Source organism: Sneathiella sp., from assembly GCF_047631475.1.
Classification (GTDB): Bacteria; Pseudomonadota; Alphaproteobacteria; order Sneathiellales; family Sneathiellaceae; genus Sneathiella.
The window spans coordinates 114,447-133,697 of the sequence record NZ_JBLHZT010000004.1 but is presented as its reverse complement, the minus strand read 5'-3'; the positions used below and the strand labels follow the sequence as shown (position 1 = coordinate 133,697).

Here is a 19,251-nt window from a genome sequence, read left to right as displayed (position 1 = left end):
TCCTAACCCAGCGTTAACGAAAAGGCGCGATACTCTTAGCAGGGAATTTAAAGCCTATTTCCCCGGTGTATAATTCCATAATGGAGAGTAGAAAATGCTGATCGGTGATCTGTTGTTGGCTCATGGCCTTGTTACAGCGGCGGATATAGAACTTGCATCCCACAGACAAAAAGAAAATGGTGGACGCCTGGGAGACAACCTTGTTGCGCTTGGTGTCTTAAGCCAGGATCAGCTCGACAAAATAATCTATGAAGCACCGCAAGCGCCCAAAACAATTGCCGACACAGGAATTCAATCAGCAAATTTGCTCCGCATCATGTTTAAGGCGATCTACGTGAATAGCCTTGAAACCGCGTCAGAGTTTTCGGCTGCCATCAAGTTGCCGGTGCCGGTGATAAACCGATTGATACAGGAAGCTGGCGACAGGAAGTTTCTTGAAGCGTTGGGGACAACCGACCAGTCAACATTTTCAGAAAACCGGTACGTTATGACGGAAGCTGGGCGCCGGTTTGCATTGGAATCGTTGCAGCAGAATCAGTATGTTGGGCCGGCGCCGGTTTCGTTGGAAAATTATCAGGACCGGATTGTTCAACAGAAAATTACGAACGAGCGTGTCGAGCAATCGAAAATCGAAAAGAGTTTTGAAAAGCTCGTGATCGCAGAAGATTTCGTTCGCCGTCTCGGCCCCGGTATCAATGCCGGCAAAAGCATCCTTCTATATGGCCCTCCCGGGAACGGGAAAACGACGGTTGCCGAAAAGGTGGCTGACATCTTTGCCAATATTATCTATATCCCCTATTGCTTTGAAGTGGATGGCCAGATTATCAAGGTTTTTGATCCGGCGATCCATACCCCTGTACTCAAAGAGTCTGAAGAACTCCCTAAAAGCGGTTTGCGGCGCGAAGAGTTCGATGGCCGTTGGGTTCCGTGTGAACGACCGATCGTCATTACAGGCGGTGAATTGACCCTTGAGATGTTGGATCTCAGCTTTAACGCGCACGCAAAATACTATGAAGCGCCCCTTCATGTGAAGGCTTCCAACGGTACCTTTATTATCGATGACTTTGGGCGCCAGTTGGTGAGCCCGGAAGAGCTTCTTAATCGCTGGATTGTGCCACTGGAAAGTCGGATTGATTTTCTGAAATTGCATACGGGTAAAAGTTTTCAGTTGCCGTTCGACGAGCTGGTTATCTTCTCAACCAACCTGTCGCCCGATGACCTGATGGACCCCGCTTTTTTGCGTCGTATTCCATACAAACTTGAAACCGTTGGTCCGAATAAAAGTCAATATTTTGATATCTTTAAAATAGTGGCTGCGTCGCGCGGTCTGGAAATGACGGAAGAAATTTTGGATATTGTCATAGACGAGCTTCAGGTTAAAAACAGTTTTGAGCTCGCTTGCTATCAGCCCAAATTTATTATTGATCAGGTTCTGTCCGCTTGTAAGTATCAGGGTATGGACCCGCATTTCACCCACGAACTTGTAACGGATGCTCTTAAGAATCTCTATACAAGCAATGCACAAGGGGCCGGAAAAACGGCGGCAAAATCACTGTCAAACAGTTCTGCCAGCCTCGCGGCAGCTCAATAAATCAATCGGTAAATCGGATCAGGCAATTTCGCGCGCTTGAAGAACAGCTTGGGTCCGGTTGCTGACACCCAGCGTGCGGAAAATGGCTGTAATATGAACCTTCACCGTACTTTCGGCCAGGTTCAGACCAGCCGCAATTTCCTTGTTTGACTGCCCTTGTGCCATAAGTTCCAGAACATTCTTTTGTCGGCGCGTCAGATGTTGGGTCGCTTGCGATTGTTCTGATACCTGTTTAGAACGGCGCCCTGTATTGGCGGCAACTTTTGTGTCTGGCAGGTTAAAGGCCTGTGAGGGAATGTATTTACCGCCTGATAACACAAGCCGGATAGCGCTCACAAGGACTTCTCTTGTTGATGATTTGGGAATGTACCCGTGGGCCCCTAATCGCAAGGATTCGGTCATATCACCAATTTCTTCAGATGCAGAAACGACCACCACAGGAATGGAGGGATGATCCCGTTTCAGTTTTTTCAAAGCATCCTGAAATGACGCACCCGGCATTTGAATGTCTAGGACAATAAGGTCCGGCAAATCAGCCGCGTTCAGCATCTCAGCCTGTAATTCGTTGAAATCATTACAGTCGACTATGTCGGTCTTCGCATCAAGTTGTGAAAGCAAGCCTGACAACGCCATACGATACAGTGGATGATCATCCGCAATTAATATTTTCATGCCTGAAATCTGTTCCTAAACTCTGGGACATTTTTATACCACAAACCGATACCATTGTATAGGTAAATAAACCAAGGGGAAATGCACCAATAACGCGAAATGATTAAAAAATCACCATGTAATTTGGTGTCGATTACTTGGATAAATATATTGCACGGAAGAAAGAATTTGATTTCCGATCCAAGTTCTTCGGTTGTGCCGTAGACATGGAACGGCTTGTTCTAATTCGAGAAAATGGATTGCTTCGGGTGTTGTAAGGGCCGCTTCTATTTTGTGATCATCTGACAAAAGATTAAAGGTCTTCTGGAAATAGGCGTCCGCGGTTTGGCTGGAAAAGTCCAAGGACAGGAAATCGGGGGCCAATTCTGGATGAACATACCGATCTTCCAGCATAACAGGCATGTTGTTTTCCCGGTGAACGCAATACAGACGAAACACTGTCTCGCCTTCAGGGATATGTAAAAGGGACGAGCCTTCTGGACCAATTGGTTCGGCCTGCAGGAAGTGGACAGCACAGCTGTGAATATTTCCACGACTGCGAATGGCGACATCAACTTCCTTGATGGATTTGGCGACTTTGCTGGGTCGTGATTCAGCAACGAAAGTACCAACGCCCTGTATCCGGTCCAGATAGCCTTCCTGCGTTAATTCCCGAAGAGCACGGTGAATGGTCATCCGCGAAATCTTCATATCCCGAACGAAACTGTGTTCTGACGGAATTTGCGAGTAGGGAGGCCATTCGTTCTTCAGAATTTTGTCGATCACAAGATCCTTGACCTGTTTGTACAGGGGTTGAGGGGGTTTTACGGTTTTAGGATCGTGGTGTTTCAAAATGGCGTGTTCCATAAATGGTCCTCTTATGCAGTCGTTGCTGTTTAGGAGGACGCATGGGAACGGATCTTGTGAAAGCCAATTATTGGGGCAGGCTAAGAAAATGACACTGACCGTCTTTTTTTACTTGAACGATCATTCCAAATAAATATATGCTAATGGCTGATCAACACCATCTACACACATCGGTTGATGATCAAGTGGGTCCACTTCGAATTTTTTGCGCCCCTCGAAGTGGACCCTTTTCATTTTTTCCCGGAAACAAAAAAATTGCCTTACAATCTTGGGGTCAAGACTTGATCCAATCGTTTCTTCTCTTCATATAGAGGGATGAACTTTCAATCGTTGTGAGAAAAGAAAAAAATGACCGAACAGACACATGAGTTTCAGGCCGAAGTTGCCAAGTTGTTGCACATTGTCACCCACTCCCTGTACAGCGAAAAGGAAATTTTCCTAAGGGAGCTGATCTCCAACTCGTCGGATGCTTGCGATCGCCTAAGATATCTTGCGCTTACACAGCCGGAATTGATCAAGGAAGACCCTAAATTCCGGGTAAAAGTTCTTCTGGATAAGGCGGCGGGCACGCTGACTGTTGACGATAATGGTCTAGGCATGACGGATCAGGAGATGATCGAGAATCTTGGAACCATTGCGCGCTCGGGTACGTCCAATTTCATGTCCAAGCTAACCGGTGACGAAACCAAGGATCTGACAGCCATTGGTCAATTTGGTGTCGGATTCTATTCGTCTTTCATGGTCGCTGAAAAAGTGGAAGTGACCAGCCGCAAGGCGGGTGAAGAAAAAGCGCATACCTGGATTTCTGATGGACAGGGATCTTTCACGCTGGCGGAAAGCGACAGAGAAGAACGTGGTACGACAATCACTCTCTTTTTGAAAAAAGAGGCGGCAGAATTTCTGGAGCCGCAGCGCGTTCGTTCCGTTATTAAAACCTACGCCGACCATATCGCGCTTCCGGTTATTTTGAAATCAGCCGATGATGAGCCTGATGCGGCTGAAGATGTGGTCAATACGGCAAGCGCGCTTTGGACCCGTCCGAAATCAGAAATTACCGAAGAGCAATATACTGAATTTTATCATCATGTCGGACAGGCGTTTGATACCCCTTGGGCAACCTTGCATAGTCGGGTGGAAGGGATCATCGAATATAGCATGCTGCTGTTTATCCCCGAACAGCCGCCTTTTGATCTGTTTAATGCAGAGCGAAAATCGAACCTTAAACTTTATGTAAAACGCGTCTTCATTACGGACGAGTGCGAAGAGCTGATCCCGGCCTATTTGCGATTTCTTAAAGGCGTGGTGGATTCCGAAGATCTGCCATTGAATGTGAGCCGCGAAATGCTGCAGAACAATCCGGTATTGATGAAAATCAAATCCGGGCTGGTGAAGAAGGTGATTGGTGAGCTGGAAAAACGCGCCAAAAAGGACGAAGAGGGTTTTGCGAAATTCTGGTCAAACTTTGGGGCCGTTCTGAAAGAAGGCATCTACGAAGATAACGAGAACGGTGAACGCCTTTTGAAACTGTCGCGTTTCAATTCAACAGGGTCGGATAAAGCTGTCACACTGGATGAATATGTTTCGGGTATGAAAGAGGGGCAGGATGCTATCTACTACATCACCGGGGATGATCTGGATGCGCTTAAACAAAGCCCTCAACTGGAAGGCTTTAAAGCCAAAGATGTTGATGTATTGCTCCTGAGTGATCCCGTTGACAGCTTCTGGCTCAGCCGTCATAGCCAGTTTGATGGCAAGGAATTCAGATCAGTCACGCGGGGTTCTGCTGAACTGGATAAAATGAAAGGCAAGGACAGTAATGAGGATAAGGACGATAAAAAAGAACCGTCGCCAAATCTTTCTACATTGATAGCCGCTTTCAAACAGACCCTTGATGGTAAAGTGAAAGATGTTCGTTCTTCTTCCCGGCTAACCGACAGTCCGGTTTGTCTGGTTGCTGATGAAGGGGATATGGATATCCATCTGGAAAAGGTTCTGAAAGCCCATAAACAACTGGGCGGAGGGCCCTCTCAGCGTATTTTGGAAATTAATCCTGATCACGCCCTTATCCGTAAGCTGGCGGAAAAAATTGAAAAAGACAGTGCATCGCCGCAAGTCTCTAATGCTGCGCTTCTGTTGTTGGATCAGGCTTATATCGTAGAAGGGGATCCGGTATCGGACCCTGTTCTGTTTTCGAAAAGAATGGCTGATTTCATGGCTTCCGGCCTCTGATTTCAGTAAAAATGATCTTCTTAAAGGCGGCTTTGACGGGTCGCCTTTAAGATTTTTTCAAATTTAGAATTCACTATTTCCCCCTGACAACAGTCATAGAGATAACTGATCATATTTTCAGGTATCGCTATGACAGGCTTGACGAAAAAAATAGTATTTGCAGCAAGCCTGCTTTGGCTGCTCGGAGGCTGTGCGGTTGGCGTGAGCCCGAAACTATCCAGTGATGCCAACACCTTTCGCCGCTCTGTTGATCTGTTGTCGGTGCTCATTAACACTCAATATGAAATGCTCGAAGACATTCATCAGTTGTCTTTAAGCGATAGCATTGATTTGCAATTAACGCTTGGTGGATCGCCTGCGTTGATTGCTGAGCCGCTTTTGTCTGATGCCGCGCGTCTGGCCCGAAAAAAGGTTCTGGATCTGTTAAGGCTCTATGCCTATCGGCTCTCCAATGTTTTATCGACAGAAACACCTGAGGCAATTCTATCGGTGGGCCTGTCCTCCTATCACGTTATGGAAACGTTGAAGCCTGCTGACTTTAACCTTTCCCATTCGTTGGACCCCTCTCAGGCCGCGGCGCTTACAACGTCGATGACAGGGTTTGCCAAGATCCTCTTCCTGCCAAGGACAACTCGAAAGCTGTCAGAGCTAACCAAAGAAACACAGGTTCATATTCGTCAGCTTGTCTATCTGTTTTTTGCAGATTTGGGGTCATCGGCTGATCTGGTAGCGCGGTGCCGATTCTCAACACCGGCTTTACTGGGTGAGTTGGATTTTAAAAAACCGACGCTTTGCCGGGGCGGCATACGTGGATTGATGAAAGCTGCGGTGGACGCAAATTTGATAACGTTGCGTCAACGGCTTCAATTGCTGAGCACCAATGATAAAGCCAGGAAGGATGAGCGCAGGGCCCTTGTTGGAAAAGTGATGGCGATCCAGAAATTCGGCCGTTTGCAGGACAGCCTGATCGCTGATCTTCAGGAAAGTCTTCTTCTTATGTTGCAGGCGCATGCACAATTGGCAGTGCGCCTTCAAATCGAGGCGGGTGAAAGGGAAGCTGGCGGCGCCATGGAAAAATCATACCTGTCCCAAGCGTCGTTTACCGAACAGCTTTATGCCTATGTTGCGACGCTATCTGGACGCCAAAAAACGTTGTTGGACTATTTTACAAAACTGTCAGATGAGAACCGTTATGCCGACCAGTTATAAAGAAGCCTATCGAATTTTGCTAAACTGTCAGGAAAAATTGAACGCCCAAGATATCGCCAGTCTGCCGCGAGACAAACAAATTACTTTGCTCAAAGCGCAGCAATCGGTTTATCTGGAGATACAGCATTTGCAAACACAGCGGATGACGGCACGCACGGACCCGTTTGTGGCCCTGACAGCAGACTTTCAAACGTCAGAAGAAGGATTTCGCGAGATACAACAATGGGCTGCGGAGGCCAGACAAACAAGTGAGACCATCACGGGGCTGCTCAAAGGGCTATCGTTGGTGCTGGGCCTGTTCTGACTATTTTTTTCGGTCAGGGTCCATCATGGGATCAATTGCCCGGCGGGTGATACTGTAATCCGCCTCAGCCGGGATATTGAGGAACTTACCCTTTTCTGTTGTTTCCAGTTCAGGAAGGACAGAAACCGTGTCGGTTTCCGAAGCGCGGGCAATCGCATCATCAGCCGATGTATAGCGGGTCAGATATTCGATATTCATCAAGGTCGGGAAGATGATCGTATATTCTTTTTCCTTGGCCGCTTGCAAAGCCGCGTTTGGTCCGATCCAGACAGAATCAACAGATTCCTCCCCGTCATGAACGGCCAGCTGTTCCGGCGGCGCCTTGGCGATGAAGAAATGGGTGTCGAAACGCTTTGGCATGAAGGTTGGCGTTAGCCAATGTGAATAATGGGCCAGCAAATCTGTTGCAAGTTCAAGATTTTCGGCTTTTGCCATGGACAGAATATCAATTTTACCGGACTGCATGTCCTGACGATAGGTGTCCACCAATCCTGAGAGTCGGTCTGGAGTGATCAAAGACTGGGTTTCTTTGTTTCGAGCGAGCAAAATGTTGCATTCTTCAAAGGCTTCGCGAATAGAAGCGATTTTGAACGAGAGGAGCGGATCCTCTGTTTCCTGTTGTCCGGGAAGATGTGCGAAAAGAGCCGGATTTAAATCTGCATCGTCCACTTTCCCGCCAGGAAAAACCAAAGCACCCGAGGCAAAATCAATCTGATGATGCCGGACCACCATAAAAACCTCGATATTATCCTGTAAGTCGTCGCAATCGCGGACAAGAAGAACGGTAGCGGCCGGTTTTAATGGAGACGGGGTTTTGGACATCATGCGCACCTGTTTTTATTTCTCTTTTCCCGTTTATAGCGCGTGTTTGAACCCTCAGGCAAGGGCATGCTTGCCTTTCGTTGTTGTCTTCTGGATTAAAGGTCAATCTCCAGTGCGGCAATGATCGGCCCAAAGCCGCGCTCCTGAATTAAAATAGCACATCCGTCGCGACCTTCCTCCATCAAAGCCGCCAAATCCAGTTGAATTGTTTTGCGGTGCCCGTCCCAGTTTTCCAACGGTTGTGTCCGGCGGGCAATATTATGATACGTGATGGACTTCCCGGTATTTTCACCCCGGCCAATCTGAACCTCTTGTTTGTGATCGATATCCACCTGCCAAATGGTTGCGCCGTTTAAATGGTCAGGCAAGTTTATAAAAAGACGGCTGCCGTCAATGCGCCATGTCAGTTTGATTTGTTCAGCATGTCCCTTGAAAGCGAGGAGGTTCTGCTCAAGTTCATGGGCGTTAGAGCCTACAAAATGATCCGCACCGGCGACGACCATTTGCGGGGTATATACGTAGCGGGCGCCAAACTGATCCCGATAGCGGGTCTGGCGAGCATCATTCTCTGAATTGGCAAAGGTGTCTTTCCAGCCAATATAATCCCAGTAGGTCACGGCAAACGAAAGTCCCAGAACATCTGGTTTCTGAACAATTTCTCCCATTAGTTTGTCCGCAGGGGGGCATGAGGAGCACCCTTGAGAGGTGTAAAGTTCAATGACTGTTTTAGGTTGCCGGACGTCCAGAGCGATTGCTGAATTCATACCCAGGGCAAAAAATAACGCGACTAAAAAAATGTATGCTGCCTGTTTCATGCTCTCGACAATAAGCGGAACTGTGTTCACTGGCAATTCAAGCTTCGGTGAACAAAAAAAACGGCGGCCCGAGGACCGCCGTTTTAATTATAAAGATGCAAGCCCGATTAGGACGCTGACAGTTTCCGCAGAACATATTGCAGAATACCTTCATGTCGATAGTAGTCGACTTCGTCCACGGTATCGATCCGGCAGAGCAGTTCCAGTTTTTCAACGGAACCATCTGCGCGAGTGATGGTGCAAGGAACGGCCATCCGTGGTTTGATTCCATCAGCGATACCAGTGATATCAACTTTTTCAGAACCATCCAGATTGAGCGTTTTGCGGGTCACACCTTCCGGGAACTGGAGGGGCAGAATACCCATGCCAACGAGGTTGGACCGGTGAATCCGCTCAAAGCTCTCGGCAACAACGGCTTTAATGCCGAGCAACCGCGTTCCTTTGGCAGCCCAGTCACGGCTTGAGCCTGTACCATATTCTTTACCAGCAAACACCACCAGCGGAACACCATCTTTCTGGTATTGCATGGAGGCATCATAGATCCACTGCTGAGTGCCGTCAGGCATGTGACGGGTTACACCGCCTTCAGTGCCAGGGGCAACTTCGTTCCGCAGGCGGATGTTAGCGAAAGTACCGCGCATCATCACTTCGTGGTTACCACGACGCGAGCCAAAAGAGTTGAAGTCTTTGACAGGGACCTGATGATCGTTCAGGTAGTCACCCGCAGGGCTGTCCGCTTTAATCGCACCGGCAGGTGAAATATGGTCGGTTGTCACAGAATCGCCGAGCAACGCAAGAACACGCGCGCCGTTGATGTCTGAGAAATCGCCTGGCTCTTTCTTCATTCCCTCAAAATACGGTGGATGCTGAACATAGGTTGAACCGCTGTCCCATGTATATGTCTGGCCCTCAGCTGTTTTAATGCTCTGCCATTCGGCGTCGCCTGCAAAGACATCACTATACTGAGCAACAAACATATCGCGGGTCAGGGCCGACTGAACGGTTTCCTGAACTTCCTGATTTGTTGGCCAGATGTCTTTCAGATAAACCGGGTTCCCGTCTTTATCTTCGCCAAGTGCTTCTTTTGTAATGTCAATATTCAGCGAACCGGCAATCGCATACGCAACAACAAGAGGCGGTGAGGCCAGATAGTTGGCTTTTGCATGTGGGCTTACCCGGCCTTCAAAGTTTCGGTTTCCTGAAAGGACAGAACACGCAACCAGTTCACCTTCGGTGATGGCCTCTGCAATTGGCTCTGCGACCGGTCCAGAGTTACCGATACAAGTTGTACAGCCATACCCTACCAGGTTAAAGCCGAGTGTATCGAGATCGTCCTGAAGTCCAGCCCGATTTAGATAATCCGTGACCACTTTTGAGCCAGGAGCCAAAGATGTTTTGACCCAGGGTTTAACAGTCAGGCCTTTTGCAATGGCGTTTCTGGCAACCAGACCCGCAGCCAGCATGACGCTTGGATTGGATGTATTTGTGCAGGACGTAATGGCGGCAATAATGACGTCGCCACTCCCAATGCTGTAATCCGTTCCTTTAACAGGCACTTTCTTTTCAATTCCAGCTTCGTTGCCAGAAAGAACCGGCAGGGCTGTTTTGAAAGACGAAGCGGCATCTGTCAGCAAGACGCGGTCCTGTGGACGTTTCGGTCCGGCCAGACTTGGAACAACTGTTGAAATATCCAGTTCCAGTGTCGTTGTAAACTCTGGATCAGGTGTATTGGCGTCGCGCCACATGCCTTGTGCTTTTGCATAGGCTTCAACCAGTTTAACACGTTCCGGATCACGGGCTGTGAAATTCAGGAAGTTGATTGTTTCCGCATCGATTGGGAAGAAGCCACAGGTTGCCCCGTATTCAGGTGCCATGTTTGAAATAGTTGCCCGGTCGGCAAGTGCCAGTTCATCCAGGCCTGGACCATAGAATTCAACGAACTTACCAACAACGCCTTGGGCGCGAAGCATCTGAGTGATGGTCAAAACCAGGTCAGTTGCGGTGGTGCCTTCTTTCAGCTTTCCAGTCAGTTTAAAGCCGACAACTTCTGGAACCAGCATGGAGATCGGCTGACCCAGCATAACCGCTTCGGCTTCAATACCACCAACACCCCAGCCAAGAACGGCCATGCCGTTGACCATTGTTGTGTGGCTGTCTGTACCAACCAGTGTATCCGGATAAGCGACTTCGTTACCGTTCTGGTCTTTTGTTGTCCAGACAGTCTGCGCAAGATATTCCAGATTTACCTGATGGCAGATCCCTGTTCCAGGAGGAACAACACGGAAGTTATCAAATGCTTTTTGACCCCAGCGAAGGAAAGAATAGCGTTCACCGTTCCGTTCCATTTCGAGGTCAACATTTTGTTTGAAAGCGCTTTGCGAGCCTGCTTTATCAACCATCACTGAGTGGTCGATGACCAGATCACACTGTGCAAGTGGGTTGATTTTTTCCGGATCGCCGCCCAGTTTGACCATGGCATCGCGCATCGCGGCCAAGTCAACAACGGCAGGAACGCCTGTAAAGTCTTGCATAAGTACGCGGGCAGGACGGTAAGCAATCTCACGGTCTGCTTTTTTCTCTTTCAGCCAACCAGCCAACGCGCTGACATCTTCTGATGTAACAGTGCGGCTGTCTTCATGGCGTAGCAGGTTTTCCAGTAGGACCTTTAACGAGAACGGAAGGCGGGATAAATCGCCCAGACCAGCTTCTTCAGCAGCAGGAATGCTGTAATAGTCGATTTTCTTGCCGTCGACATCGAGTGTGCGACGTGTATTGAGGCTATCGTGACCAGTTGTTGTCAACGCTTCGCTCCTTGCTCAGAATGGGAACGGGAAGGTGCCAGATATTAAAGTGATTGAGTTGGCACCCGTAATCTTTCGGCCCGTATGTGCCTTAATTTTCAAAGATACTCAAGACCAAAAGGTAAGAATCTCATGATTTAGGTCTCTATTCTTATATCGGCTCCGTTCATTTTACCACTTTCTTTGTTATTTTTTCGAAGCGTGGACAGTTGCTGTTGAAAGGTAAGCGAAGAGAATGTTTCGGAAAGCTGGTCCTCAATTATAAGATTCGGAAAAAAATAGTCGGTGGGCCGACATTTCTGTTCAAAATGCCGGATCTGGACTGTTTTGAACGCTTTTCGCACCTGCGTCGTAATACTGTTATCCACCGCTTAAACTAACGAGCGTTCAAATTGGTGCTCGGCAAAAAATAATACAAATCAAATGTCTGTCTATTTAAAGTAAAACCATTAATAAATTTATACGGATATACGTTTTTGTAGAGTTAAAGATAATCTATATAGTTTAAATTCAGTACGTATGTATTATTATTTTACTTTTTAGTTAGTGTATGTCTGAACATTACTTCTAATACAAACGCTTGTTTTTTTTTAATATTTCTATTTTTTTTGATAAAACCAACAAATATCCTTGAATTTACCAATTTTTATAGTTTTTCTCTTGACGATGGTGAGGCGGTTCGACTATTGACGTTGGTAAGGTTCATCAAGAAGCCAAAAAACAACATGATAAAAACCATATCGGTTCTGGGAGGAACTGTCCGCACCGTCAGCGTTGTATGCGTGGGCGTGGTGTTTTTTTGCATCAAGTGATGCCGCGGGGCCTACTCCTCCTGAGCTAAATAAAAAATGATTTGAAATCTTTTTTGTTAAGGAATCAGGGAGCCTATGACAAACAAAGACCAGGGTTTAGACACCTTTCCAAAACTCTTGCGGCGCAATGCCGAGCAACGCCCAACCGTGCCAGCTTATCGTGAAAAAGAATTCGGCATCTGGCAAACCTATAGCTGGAAGGATGTCTATGACAACTCCCGGGCTTTGGGTCTTGGTATGGTCGAATTGGGCATTAAGCGCGGCGATGCTGTTGCCATTCTTGGGTCCAATCGTCCGCAGCTATACTGGGTGTTCGCAGCCGCACAGGCCATTGGTGCCTTGCCGGTTCCCATCTATCAGGATGGTGTTGCCGATGAAATTCAGTATGTGCTTGAACATTCCGGTGTAAAAATGGTCGTCGCCGAAGATCAGGAGCAGGTGGACAAGATTTTGTCTATTCTGGATCAGTGTCCGGCGATTGAGCAGGTCATTTACAAAGAAACGCGCGGCATGCGTCATTACAAACAGGAAAATCTGCGCTCTTATACGGACGTGCAGGATCTGGGGCGGGATTTTGATAAGAAAAACCCGGCTTTTTATGATGCTGAGACGGAAAAAGGCGTTGGTTCGGATATTGCAACCCTGCTTTATACATCAGGAACGACGGGCCGGCCTAAAGGCGTGATGCTGAGTTTTGATAACATGGTTCAGGCTGGCGCCCTTTCTGTTGAATTTGAAAACCTGACAGAGAAAGACAAGGTTCTGTCCTACCTGCCGATGGCTTGGGTGGGCGATCACTTGTTTTCTTACTCGCAGGCGACCCACGCTGGTTTCTCAGTCAATTGCCCTGAAAATGCTGAGACAGTGTTGACAGACCTTCGGGAAGTTGGCCCAACATATTATTTCGCACCGCCTGCGGTGTTTGAAAACATGTTGACTCAAATGATGATCCGCATCGAGGATGCCAGCGCGATCAAGCAGAAGATGTTCCATTATTTCATTGGCGTTGCCAAGAAATGTGGCGTTCAGATTCTGGAAGGAAAACCGGTCTCTCTGATGAACCGCCTTCTATATGCCGCTGGTGATTTTCTGGTTTATGGGCCGCTTAAAAATACACTCGGCTTCAGTCAGATCCGCGTTGCCTATACAGCGGGTGCGCCGATGGGACCGGAAGTTTTCAAATTCTATCGGTCACTGGGTATCAATCTTAAGCAGCTTTACGGTCAGACGGAAAGCTGTGCGTATGTCTGCATTCAAAGCGATAACGATGTACGACCTGATACGGTTGGGCCGCCAGCCCCTGGATGTGAAATCAAGCTGGATGAGGTTTCCGGTGAGGTTCTGTATAAAAGTCCGGGCAGCTTTGTTGGTTATTATAAAAATGATGAAGCCACCAAAGAGACGAAAACGGACGATGGTTGGGTTCACACAGGTGATGCCGGTATCATGACGGATGACGGTCAGTTGAAAATTATTGACCGGGCGAAGGATGTTGGAAAGCTGCAGGATGGCACATTGTTTGCCCCTCAGTATCTTGAAAACAAACTCAAGTTTTTCCCAGCCATTTCAGAAGCTGTCTGCCACGGTGCGGACAAGGACACGGTAACCACTTTCATCAATATTGATTTGGAAGCTGTTGGCAACTGGGCGGAACGTCGCGGTATTTCATATGCCAGCTACATGGACCTTGCCAACCGCGAAGAAGTCTACGCGATGATCAAGGAAAATATTGAAGAAGTGAACCGGGATCTTGCGATCGACAGTGAACTTGCCGGTGCCCAGATCAGTCGTTTCCTCATATTGCCTAAAGCACTGGATGCTGATGATGGAGAATTGACCCGGACCCGTAAGGTTCGGCGTCGGATTATCGCTGAGCGGTATGGTCCCCTTATTGATGCGCTGTTCTCGGATGTCAGCGAGGTTCATATTGAATCTCAGATGACCTTTGAAGATGGTCGTAAAGGGGTTCTGAAAGCGGATATCCGAGTCCAGAATGTGGAAACCTATCCGGCCATGCGCGCCGCCTCGTAAATTTCAGGGACTGTATTGTTATGGAAGAACAAGGAAGACAAATTGGTGATGTCCTTCTGTCGGTAGAGGATATTAGCCTGTCCTTCGGTGCAGTGCGTGCCATTTCCGATGTTAGTTTTGATATCAGAAAAGGCGAGATCCGCGCGATCATTGGACCAAATGGAGCGGGCAAAACGTCGATGCTGAACTGCATCAACGGTTTCTATCACCCGCAACAGGGCACAATTACCTATAAAGGCCAGAAACGAAGCGCGATGAAGCCGCATGAAGCCGCGGCTCAGGGGATCGGGCGGACCTTTCAGAATGTGGCACTTTTTAAAGGGATGTCGACGCTGGACAACATCATGACAGGTCGCAACCTGAAAATGAAATCCAGCCTGTTGAGCTCCATGATCTGGTGGGGACGTGCTGAAAAAGAAGAAATGAAGCATCGTCGCTTTGTCGAGGATATTATCGATTTTCTGGAAATTGAAGCGATCCGCAAAACGCCTGTTGGGCGTCTGCCCTATGGTTTGCAGAAGCGTGTGGAACTTGGTCGTGCCCTCGCGGCAGAACCAGAACTTCTTCTTCTTGATGAACCGATGGCAGGAATGAACCTGGAAGAAAAAGAAGATATGTGCCGGTTTATTCTGGATGTGAACGACGAGTTTGGCACCACAATCTGCCTCATTGAGCATGATATGGGTGTTGTTATGGATATTTCCGATCGGGTTATGGTTTTGGATTATGGCGGGAAAATCGGAGACGGTGTCCCGGAAGAAGTTCGCGCCAACCAAAATGTTATCGACGCCTATCTCGGCGGCGGTCACTAATCAGGAAGCAGGAGCACACTTATGGAATTTTTTAATGATGATGTTCTGTTTTTCCTGGAAGTTCTTTTCAGCGGATTATTGACCGGAACACTTTACTCACTTGTCGCCCTTGGCTTTGTTTTGATTTTTAAAGCGTCTGGCGTGTTTAACTTTGCACAAGGCGCCATGATGCTGTTCGCAGCCTTGAGCCTTGTTGGTATTCAGGAAATGCTCGGGGTTCATTGGACCATCGCGTTCGTTCTGACGGTCGCTGTAATGGTCCTGTTGGCCTGGTGTGTTGAAAAGTTTGTCTTGGGCAAGCTGGTCAATCAGGAACCGATTATTCTGTTCATGGCGACCATTGGTATTACATTTTTCATTGATGGTTTCGGCCAGACGATTTGGGGAAGTGATATCAAGACGCTGGATATCGGCCTGCCAAACGGTTCAATCGACTTCGGCGGTATTTTTATTGATGAGCTTGAACTTGTTGCCGGTCTAACCGCTGGTGCAATGGTTCTGGCGCTTGCCATCTTCTTTAACAAAACCCGAATTGGCCGGGCGCTGCGTGCGGTGGCCGACGATCACCAAGCGGCGATGTCAGTGGGTATTTCACTGCGTAATATCTGGATTATTGTTTGGTCTGTCGCGGGTCTTGTCGGTCTGGTTGCCGGGATTATGTGGGGATCGAAGCTGGGTGTTCAGTTTAGCTTAAGTCTCATTGCGCTAAAAGCATTGCCGGTTTTGATGCTGGGTGGTTTTACCTCCATCCCCGGTGCGATTTTAGGCGGATTGATTATTGGTGCAGGTGAAAAACTTGCAGAAATTTATCTTGGCCCCTTTGTTGGTGGCGCCATTGAAAACTGGTTTGCCTATATGCTGGCGCTAGTCTTTCTTCTTTTCCGTCCACAAGGCCTGTTTGGCGAAAAGATTATTGAGAGGGTTTAGGCAGAATGTTTTATCGTGAAGCAGGACAGTTCAAGTCCTCTTATAAAGAAGACCAGGCCGTTTTTCCGATCCTTCAGGATCGGATCGGTATCGCCTTCATCCTTTTGATCGCATTTGTCGGTATTCCCCTCTTTGCAGGTGATTATTTCATCGGCGCGATTATGACTCCCTTTTTGATCCTGGCCCTGGCCGCGATCGGTTTGAATATCCTGACAGGCTATGCGGGTCAGATTTCTTTGGGGACCGGTGGCTTTATGGCAGTAGGGGCCTTTGCCGCTTACAAATTTGCCACATTTACAATCACAATCGGTAGTATCGAAGGTACGTTGCCGCTTATTATTACGATCCTCCTTTCAGGGGTGGTTGCAGCGCTTGTTGGTATCATGTTTGGTATTCCAAGCCTTCGTATTAAGGGCTTCTATCTGGCTGTGGCAACGTTGGCGGCTCAGTTCTTTATTGAATGGCTGTTCATTAAAGTGGGCTGGTTTACAAATTATAGCCCGTCCGGTGTTATCACAGCGCCTCCATTGAACGTCATGGGGTATGTCTTCGAAACGCCTGCAGAAAAATACCTGTTTACGCTCGGATTTGTTGCTGTTCTTGCGATGGCAGCCAAAAATCTGGTGCGAAGCCATATTGGCCGCGGTTGGATGGCGATCCGGGATATGGATATTGCGGCGGAAATCATCGGCTTTAAACCGTTGCAAACGAAACTGTCTGCCTTTGCGGTCAGCTCTTTCTTCTGTGGTGTTGCAGGCGCTCTGTGGGCGTTTGTTCATCTGGGAACAGTGGAGCCTGAAGCCTTCGGCATTAACCGTTCTTTTGCCATTCTCTTTATGGTGATTATCGGTGGTATGGGCAGTATTCTTGGGTCATTTATCGGAGCGGCCTTTATTCTGCTCCTGCCTATTTTCCTGAATAACGTGCCGCCTATGATCGGCCTGGAAATCGGCGTTGATATGGTGGCGCATTTGGAGTTCATGGTATTTGGCATTCTGATCATTTTCTTCTTGATCGTCGAGCCTCATGGACTGGCAAGATTATGGACCATTGGTAAGGAAAAACTGAGATCCTGGCCATTTCCATATTGATCTGTTGCCAAAAGGCGGCCAGAGTTGTCTGGACGCTTTTTATAAGCGATGGAAAATTTATCTCTTGGCGGCTTACGCCGTAACAAACAACAAGAGAAATTCTGGGAGGAAAGATATGAGTTTGAAGAAATTTGTACTTGGTGCTTTGGGAGCAGCTGTTGTTGCGGCACCATTTGCGGCCCCTGCGCCGGCACTGGCAGAAGATACACTGTATCTTCCAAAGTTGGTTTATCGTACGGGCCCATTTGCCCCAGGCGGAATTCCAACAGCGAACGGTGCTGTTGATTACTGGGCTATGATTAACGAACGCGATGGTGGCGTCGGTGGCGCCAAGGTTCTCGTTGAAGAATGCGAGTTCGGCTACAACACAGACCGTGGTGTGGAATGTTACGAGCGGACAAAGAATAAAAATGGTGGTGGTCTTGTCTATCAGCCATATTCAACAGGCGTAACATATGCTTTGGCTGACCGTACACGGACGGACAAAATCCCACTGTTGACAATGGGTTATGGTCGTGCGGATGCTGGTGTTGGTACAGCATTCCCGTATGTTTTCCCACTTATGACAAACTACTGGGGCCAGGCCACCGGTATTATGAAATATATGGGTAAAGAAGAAGGCGGACTGGACAAGATGAAAGATAAAACGATTGCTCTCGTTTATCTTGATATCGCGTATGGTAAAGAATCCATTCCTATCTTTAGATCACTGTCCGAAAAATTCGGTTTCAAACTGAAAGAATACCCTGTCGTATTCCCAGGTCTTGAACAGAAAGCAACTTGGTTGCAGATCCGCCGTGCGAAGCCTGACTATATTGTCATGTGGGGCTGGGGTGTTATGAACCAGACAGCGATTAAAGAAGCTGCCAAAATCAAGTTTCCAGCTGAGAAATTCATTGGTAACTGGTGGGCCGGTGCTGAGCAGGACACAGTTCCAGCTGGTGATGCGGCAATCGGCTACAAAAGTGCGGCTTTCGGCGCTGCGGGCAAAGACTTCCCGGTTATCCAGGAAATCATGAAGCACGTTTATGCAAAAGGAAACGGCAAGGGTGAAGAAAATGTGGGTCAGGCTCTGTACAATCGTGCGGTTCTGACACAGGTCGTTATTCACGCTGGTATCCTGAAAGCTCAGGAAAAAACCGGTAAGAAAGCGATTTCTTCTGAAGACCTTCGTTGGGGTCTTGAAAATATCGTTCTGGACGATGCGCTTGCCGAAGAGCTCGGTGTAAAAGGCATGGCTCCAACTCTGAAACCGAACTGCGCTGACCATATCGGTGGTGGTTCTTTCTACATTCAGCAGTGGGACGGTAAGAATTGGAAGAAAGTGTCTGACACTTTGACACCAATGGAAGACATGATCATCCCTGCGATGAAAGAGTCTGCTGAAAAATACCTGAAAGAAAAAGGTCTTGATGCTGTTTCTTGCGGCTAAGGTCTGACTAAGTTTTAAAGAGAGAGTCTTGCTTATGAATGCGACAAGCAATCCCCTTCTTAGGGTCAATAATATCGAGGTCATTTATGACCATGTTATCCTTGTCTTGAAAGGGGTCTCGCTGGAGGTTCCGGATGGGAGCATTGTCTCCATTCTGGGTGCCAACGGTGCTGGCAAGACTACCTCTTTGAAAGCCATTTCGAACCTCCTCCGCTCTGAGCGCGGGGAGGTTACGAAAGGCACCATTGAGTATGAAGGTCGGGATATTACGCAAAAATCACCGGCTGAGTTGGTAACCGAGGGTGTTGTTCAGGTGATGGAAGGCCGTCACTGTTTTGAACATCTGACCGTTGAAGAAAATCTTTTGACAGGCGCCTATACCCGTAAGGGCGGCCGAGCTGTCATTAATGAAGAGCTGGAAAAAGTGTATCACTATTTCCCGCGTCTAAGAGAGCGCCGGACTTCACAGGCCGGTTATGTTTCTGGTGGTGAACAGCAGATGGTGGCTGTGGGCCGGGCCTTGATGGCCAAACCAAAACTGATCCTTCTGGATGAGCCATCAATGGGGCTGGCGCCTCAGCTGGTGGAAGAAATTTTTGAAATTGTGAAGCGTTTGAACGAAGAAACCGGCGTGAGTTTTCTCGTCGCCGAGCAGAACGCCACAATCGCACTGAAATACGCCCACTATGGCTATATTCTCGAAAATGGCCGGGTGGTCATGGATGGCGCCGCATCTGATTTGTCAAACAACGAAGATGTGAAGGAATTCTATCTTGGTTTGGGAGGCGATGGCCGGAAGAGCTTTAAAGATGTGAAGCATTATCGGCGGCGTAAGCGTTGGCTCGCTTAATCCTGAT

At 48.0% G+C, this 19,251-nt stretch carries 15 protein-coding genes; 10 read left to right on the top strand and 5 right to left on the bottom strand.

Annotated features, from left to right (window positions below; all coding sequences use genetic code 11):
* Positions 1 to 94: 94 nt before the first annotated feature.
* Positions 95 to 1,591 carry a hypothetical protein gene (locus ACJAYR_RS02975; RefSeq protein WP_415235220.1) on the top strand — a complete coding sequence of 499 codons (1,497 nt, stop codon included), beginning with the start codon at positions 95 to 97 and terminating at the stop codon, positions 1,589 to 1,591.
* A gap of 18 nt (positions 1,592 to 1,609) precedes the next feature.
* Here the strand turns inward: ACJAYR_RS02975 and ACJAYR_RS02970 are convergent, their stop codons facing one another.
* Together ACJAYR_RS02970 and ACJAYR_RS02965 are read right to left on the bottom strand one after the other, a co-directional pair.
* Positions 1,610 to 2,263, bottom strand: coding sequence for a response regulator (locus ACJAYR_RS02970; RefSeq protein WP_415235219.1), 654 nt, complete (start codon positions 2,261 to 2,263; stop codon positions 1,610 to 1,612).
* Between the two features lie 111 nt (positions 2,264 to 2,374).
* Positions 2,375 to 3,109: a UTRA domain-containing protein gene (locus ACJAYR_RS02965; RefSeq protein ID WP_415235218.1), complete on the bottom strand. Its 735-nt coding sequence runs from the start codon at positions 3,107 to 3,109 to the stop codon at positions 2,375 to 2,377.
* A 348-nt stretch (positions 3,110 to 3,457) separates the two neighbouring features.
* On the opposite strand from ACJAYR_RS02965, the gene htpG reads away from it, so the two are divergent.
* The 3 genes from htpG (at position 3,458) to ACJAYR_RS02950 (ending at position 6,851) form a co-directional block, all read left to right on the top strand.
* Positions 3,458 to 5,338: a molecular chaperone HtpG gene (gene htpG / locus ACJAYR_RS02960; protein ID WP_415235217.1), complete on the top strand. Its 1,881-nt coding sequence runs from the start codon at positions 3,458 to 3,460 to the stop codon at positions 5,336 to 5,338.
* A 129-nt stretch (positions 5,339 to 5,467) separates the two neighbouring features.
* Entirely contained in the window at positions 5,468 to 6,547 is a 1,080-nt protein-coding gene (locus ACJAYR_RS02955) for a hypothetical protein (protein ID WP_415235216.1), read from the top strand.
* Positions 6,531 to 6,851, top strand: coding sequence for a hypothetical protein (locus ACJAYR_RS02950; RefSeq protein ID WP_415235215.1), 321 nt, complete (start codon positions 6,531 to 6,533; stop codon positions 6,849 to 6,851). Before ACJAYR_RS02955 ends, ACJAYR_RS02950 begins: the two co-directional genes overlap by 17 nt.
* On the opposite strand, the gene ACJAYR_RS02945 is transcribed toward ACJAYR_RS02950, so the two are convergent.
* From ACJAYR_RS02945 to acnA, 3 genes are all read right to left on the bottom strand, one after another.
* The gene (locus tag ACJAYR_RS02945; protein WP_415235214.1) at positions 6,852 to 7,676 is read right to left on the bottom strand and encodes an NUDIX hydrolase; all 825 of its coding nucleotides are present in this window, start codon (positions 7,674 to 7,676) and stop codon (positions 6,852 to 6,854) included. It lies immediately after the preceding gene.
* Between the two features lie 92 nt (positions 7,677 to 7,768).
* Positions 7,769 to 8,437 carry a DUF1223 domain-containing protein gene (locus tag ACJAYR_RS02940; protein ID WP_415235213.1) on the bottom strand — a complete coding sequence of 223 codons (669 nt, stop codon included), beginning with the start codon at positions 8,435 to 8,437 and terminating at the stop codon, positions 7,769 to 7,771.
* 158 nt (positions 8,438 to 8,595) lie between these two features.
* Entirely contained in the window at positions 8,596 to 11,289 is a 2,694-nt protein-coding gene (gene acnA / locus ACJAYR_RS02935; protein ID WP_415235212.1) for an aconitate hydratase AcnA, read from the bottom strand.
* Between the two features lie 887 nt (positions 11,290 to 12,176).
* Between acnA and ACJAYR_RS02930 the strand changes: the two genes are divergently transcribed.
* The 6 genes from ACJAYR_RS02930 to ACJAYR_RS02905 all read left to right on the top strand — a co-directional run bounded on the left by ACJAYR_RS02930 (position 12,177) and on the right by ACJAYR_RS02905 (position 19,244).
* On the top strand, positions 12,177 to 14,132 hold the full coding sequence (locus ACJAYR_RS02930; protein ID WP_415235211.1) for an AMP-binding protein: 1,956 nt from the start codon (positions 12,177 to 12,179) through the stop codon (positions 14,130 to 14,132).
* A gap of 20 nt (positions 14,133 to 14,152) precedes the next feature.
* Positions 14,153 to 14,944, top strand: coding sequence for an ABC transporter ATP-binding protein (locus tag ACJAYR_RS02925; protein WP_169544123.1), 792 nt, complete (start codon positions 14,153 to 14,155; stop codon positions 14,942 to 14,944).
* Positions 14,945 to 14,965: 21 nt separating this feature from the next.
* A complete protein-coding gene (locus tag ACJAYR_RS02920) occupies positions 14,966 to 15,871 on the top strand; it encodes a branched-chain amino acid ABC transporter permease (RefSeq protein WP_415235210.1) in 906 nt (301 codons plus the stop codon).
* Between the two features lie 5 nt (positions 15,872 to 15,876).
* Positions 15,877 to 16,962: a branched-chain amino acid ABC transporter permease gene (locus ACJAYR_RS02915; RefSeq protein WP_415235209.1), complete on the top strand. Its 1,086-nt coding sequence runs from the start codon at positions 15,877 to 15,879 to the stop codon at positions 16,960 to 16,962.
* Positions 16,963 to 17,077: 115 nt separating this feature from the next.
* Complete coding sequence (locus ACJAYR_RS02910) at positions 17,078 to 18,394, top strand: ABC transporter substrate-binding protein (protein ID WP_415235208.1); 1,317 nt, start codon at positions 17,078 to 17,080, stop codon at positions 18,392 to 18,394.
* A gap of 34 nt (positions 18,395 to 18,428) precedes the next feature.
* Positions 18,429 to 19,244 (top strand): ABC transporter ATP-binding protein, encoded by an 816-nt coding sequence (locus ACJAYR_RS02905; RefSeq protein WP_415235207.1) that lies wholly within the window; start codon positions 18,429 to 18,431, stop codon positions 19,242 to 19,244.
* Positions 19,245 to 19,251: the final 7 nt, after the last annotated feature.

What these genes read in the sequence shown, in the direction of transcription:
- ACJAYR_RS02975 (WP_415235220.1), top strand. Translation starts at nt 95, where the DNA reads ATGCTGATCGGTGATCTGTTGTTGGCTCATGGCCTTGTTACAGCGGCG.
- ACJAYR_RS02970 (WP_415235219.1), bottom strand. Translation starts at nt 2,263, where the DNA reads ATGAAAATATTAATTGCGGATGATCATCCACTGTATCGTATGGCGTTG.
- ACJAYR_RS02965 (WP_415235218.1), bottom strand. Translation starts at nt 3,109, where the DNA reads ATGGAACACGCCATTTTGAAACACCACGATCCTAAAACCGTAAAACCC.
- htpG (WP_415235217.1), top strand. Translation starts at nt 3,458, where the DNA reads ATGACCGAACAGACACATGAGTTTCAGGCCGAAGTTGCCAAGTTGTTG.
- ACJAYR_RS02955 (WP_415235216.1), top strand. Translation starts at nt 5,468, where the DNA reads ATGACAGGCTTGACGAAAAAAATAGTATTTGCAGCAAGCCTGCTTTGG.
- ACJAYR_RS02950 (WP_415235215.1), top strand. Translation starts at nt 6,531, where the DNA reads ATGCCGACCAGTTATAAAGAAGCCTATCGAATTTTGCTAAACTGTCAG.
- ACJAYR_RS02945 (WP_415235214.1), bottom strand. Translation starts at nt 7,676, where the DNA reads ATGATGTCCAAAACCCCGTCTCCATTAAAACCGGCCGCTACCGTTCTT.
- ACJAYR_RS02940 (WP_415235213.1), bottom strand. Translation starts at nt 8,437, where the DNA reads ATGAATTCAGCAATCGCTCTGGACGTCCGGCAACCTAAAACAGTCATT.
- ACJAYR_RS02930 (WP_415235211.1), top strand. Translation starts at nt 12,177, where the DNA reads ATGACAAACAAAGACCAGGGTTTAGACACCTTTCCAAAACTCTTGCGG.
- ACJAYR_RS02925 (WP_169544123.1), top strand. Translation starts at nt 14,153, where the DNA reads ATGGAAGAACAAGGAAGACAAATTGGTGATGTCCTTCTGTCGGTAGAG.
- ACJAYR_RS02920 (WP_415235210.1), top strand. Translation starts at nt 14,966, where the DNA reads ATGGAATTTTTTAATGATGATGTTCTGTTTTTCCTGGAAGTTCTTTTC.
- ACJAYR_RS02915 (WP_415235209.1), top strand. Translation starts at nt 15,877, where the DNA reads ATGTTTTATCGTGAAGCAGGACAGTTCAAGTCCTCTTATAAAGAAGAC.
- ACJAYR_RS02910 (WP_415235208.1), top strand. Translation starts at nt 17,078, where the DNA reads ATGAGTTTGAAGAAATTTGTACTTGGTGCTTTGGGAGCAGCTGTTGTT.
- ACJAYR_RS02905 (WP_415235207.1), top strand. Translation starts at nt 18,429, where the DNA reads ATGAATGCGACAAGCAATCCCCTTCTTAGGGTCAATAATATCGAGGTC.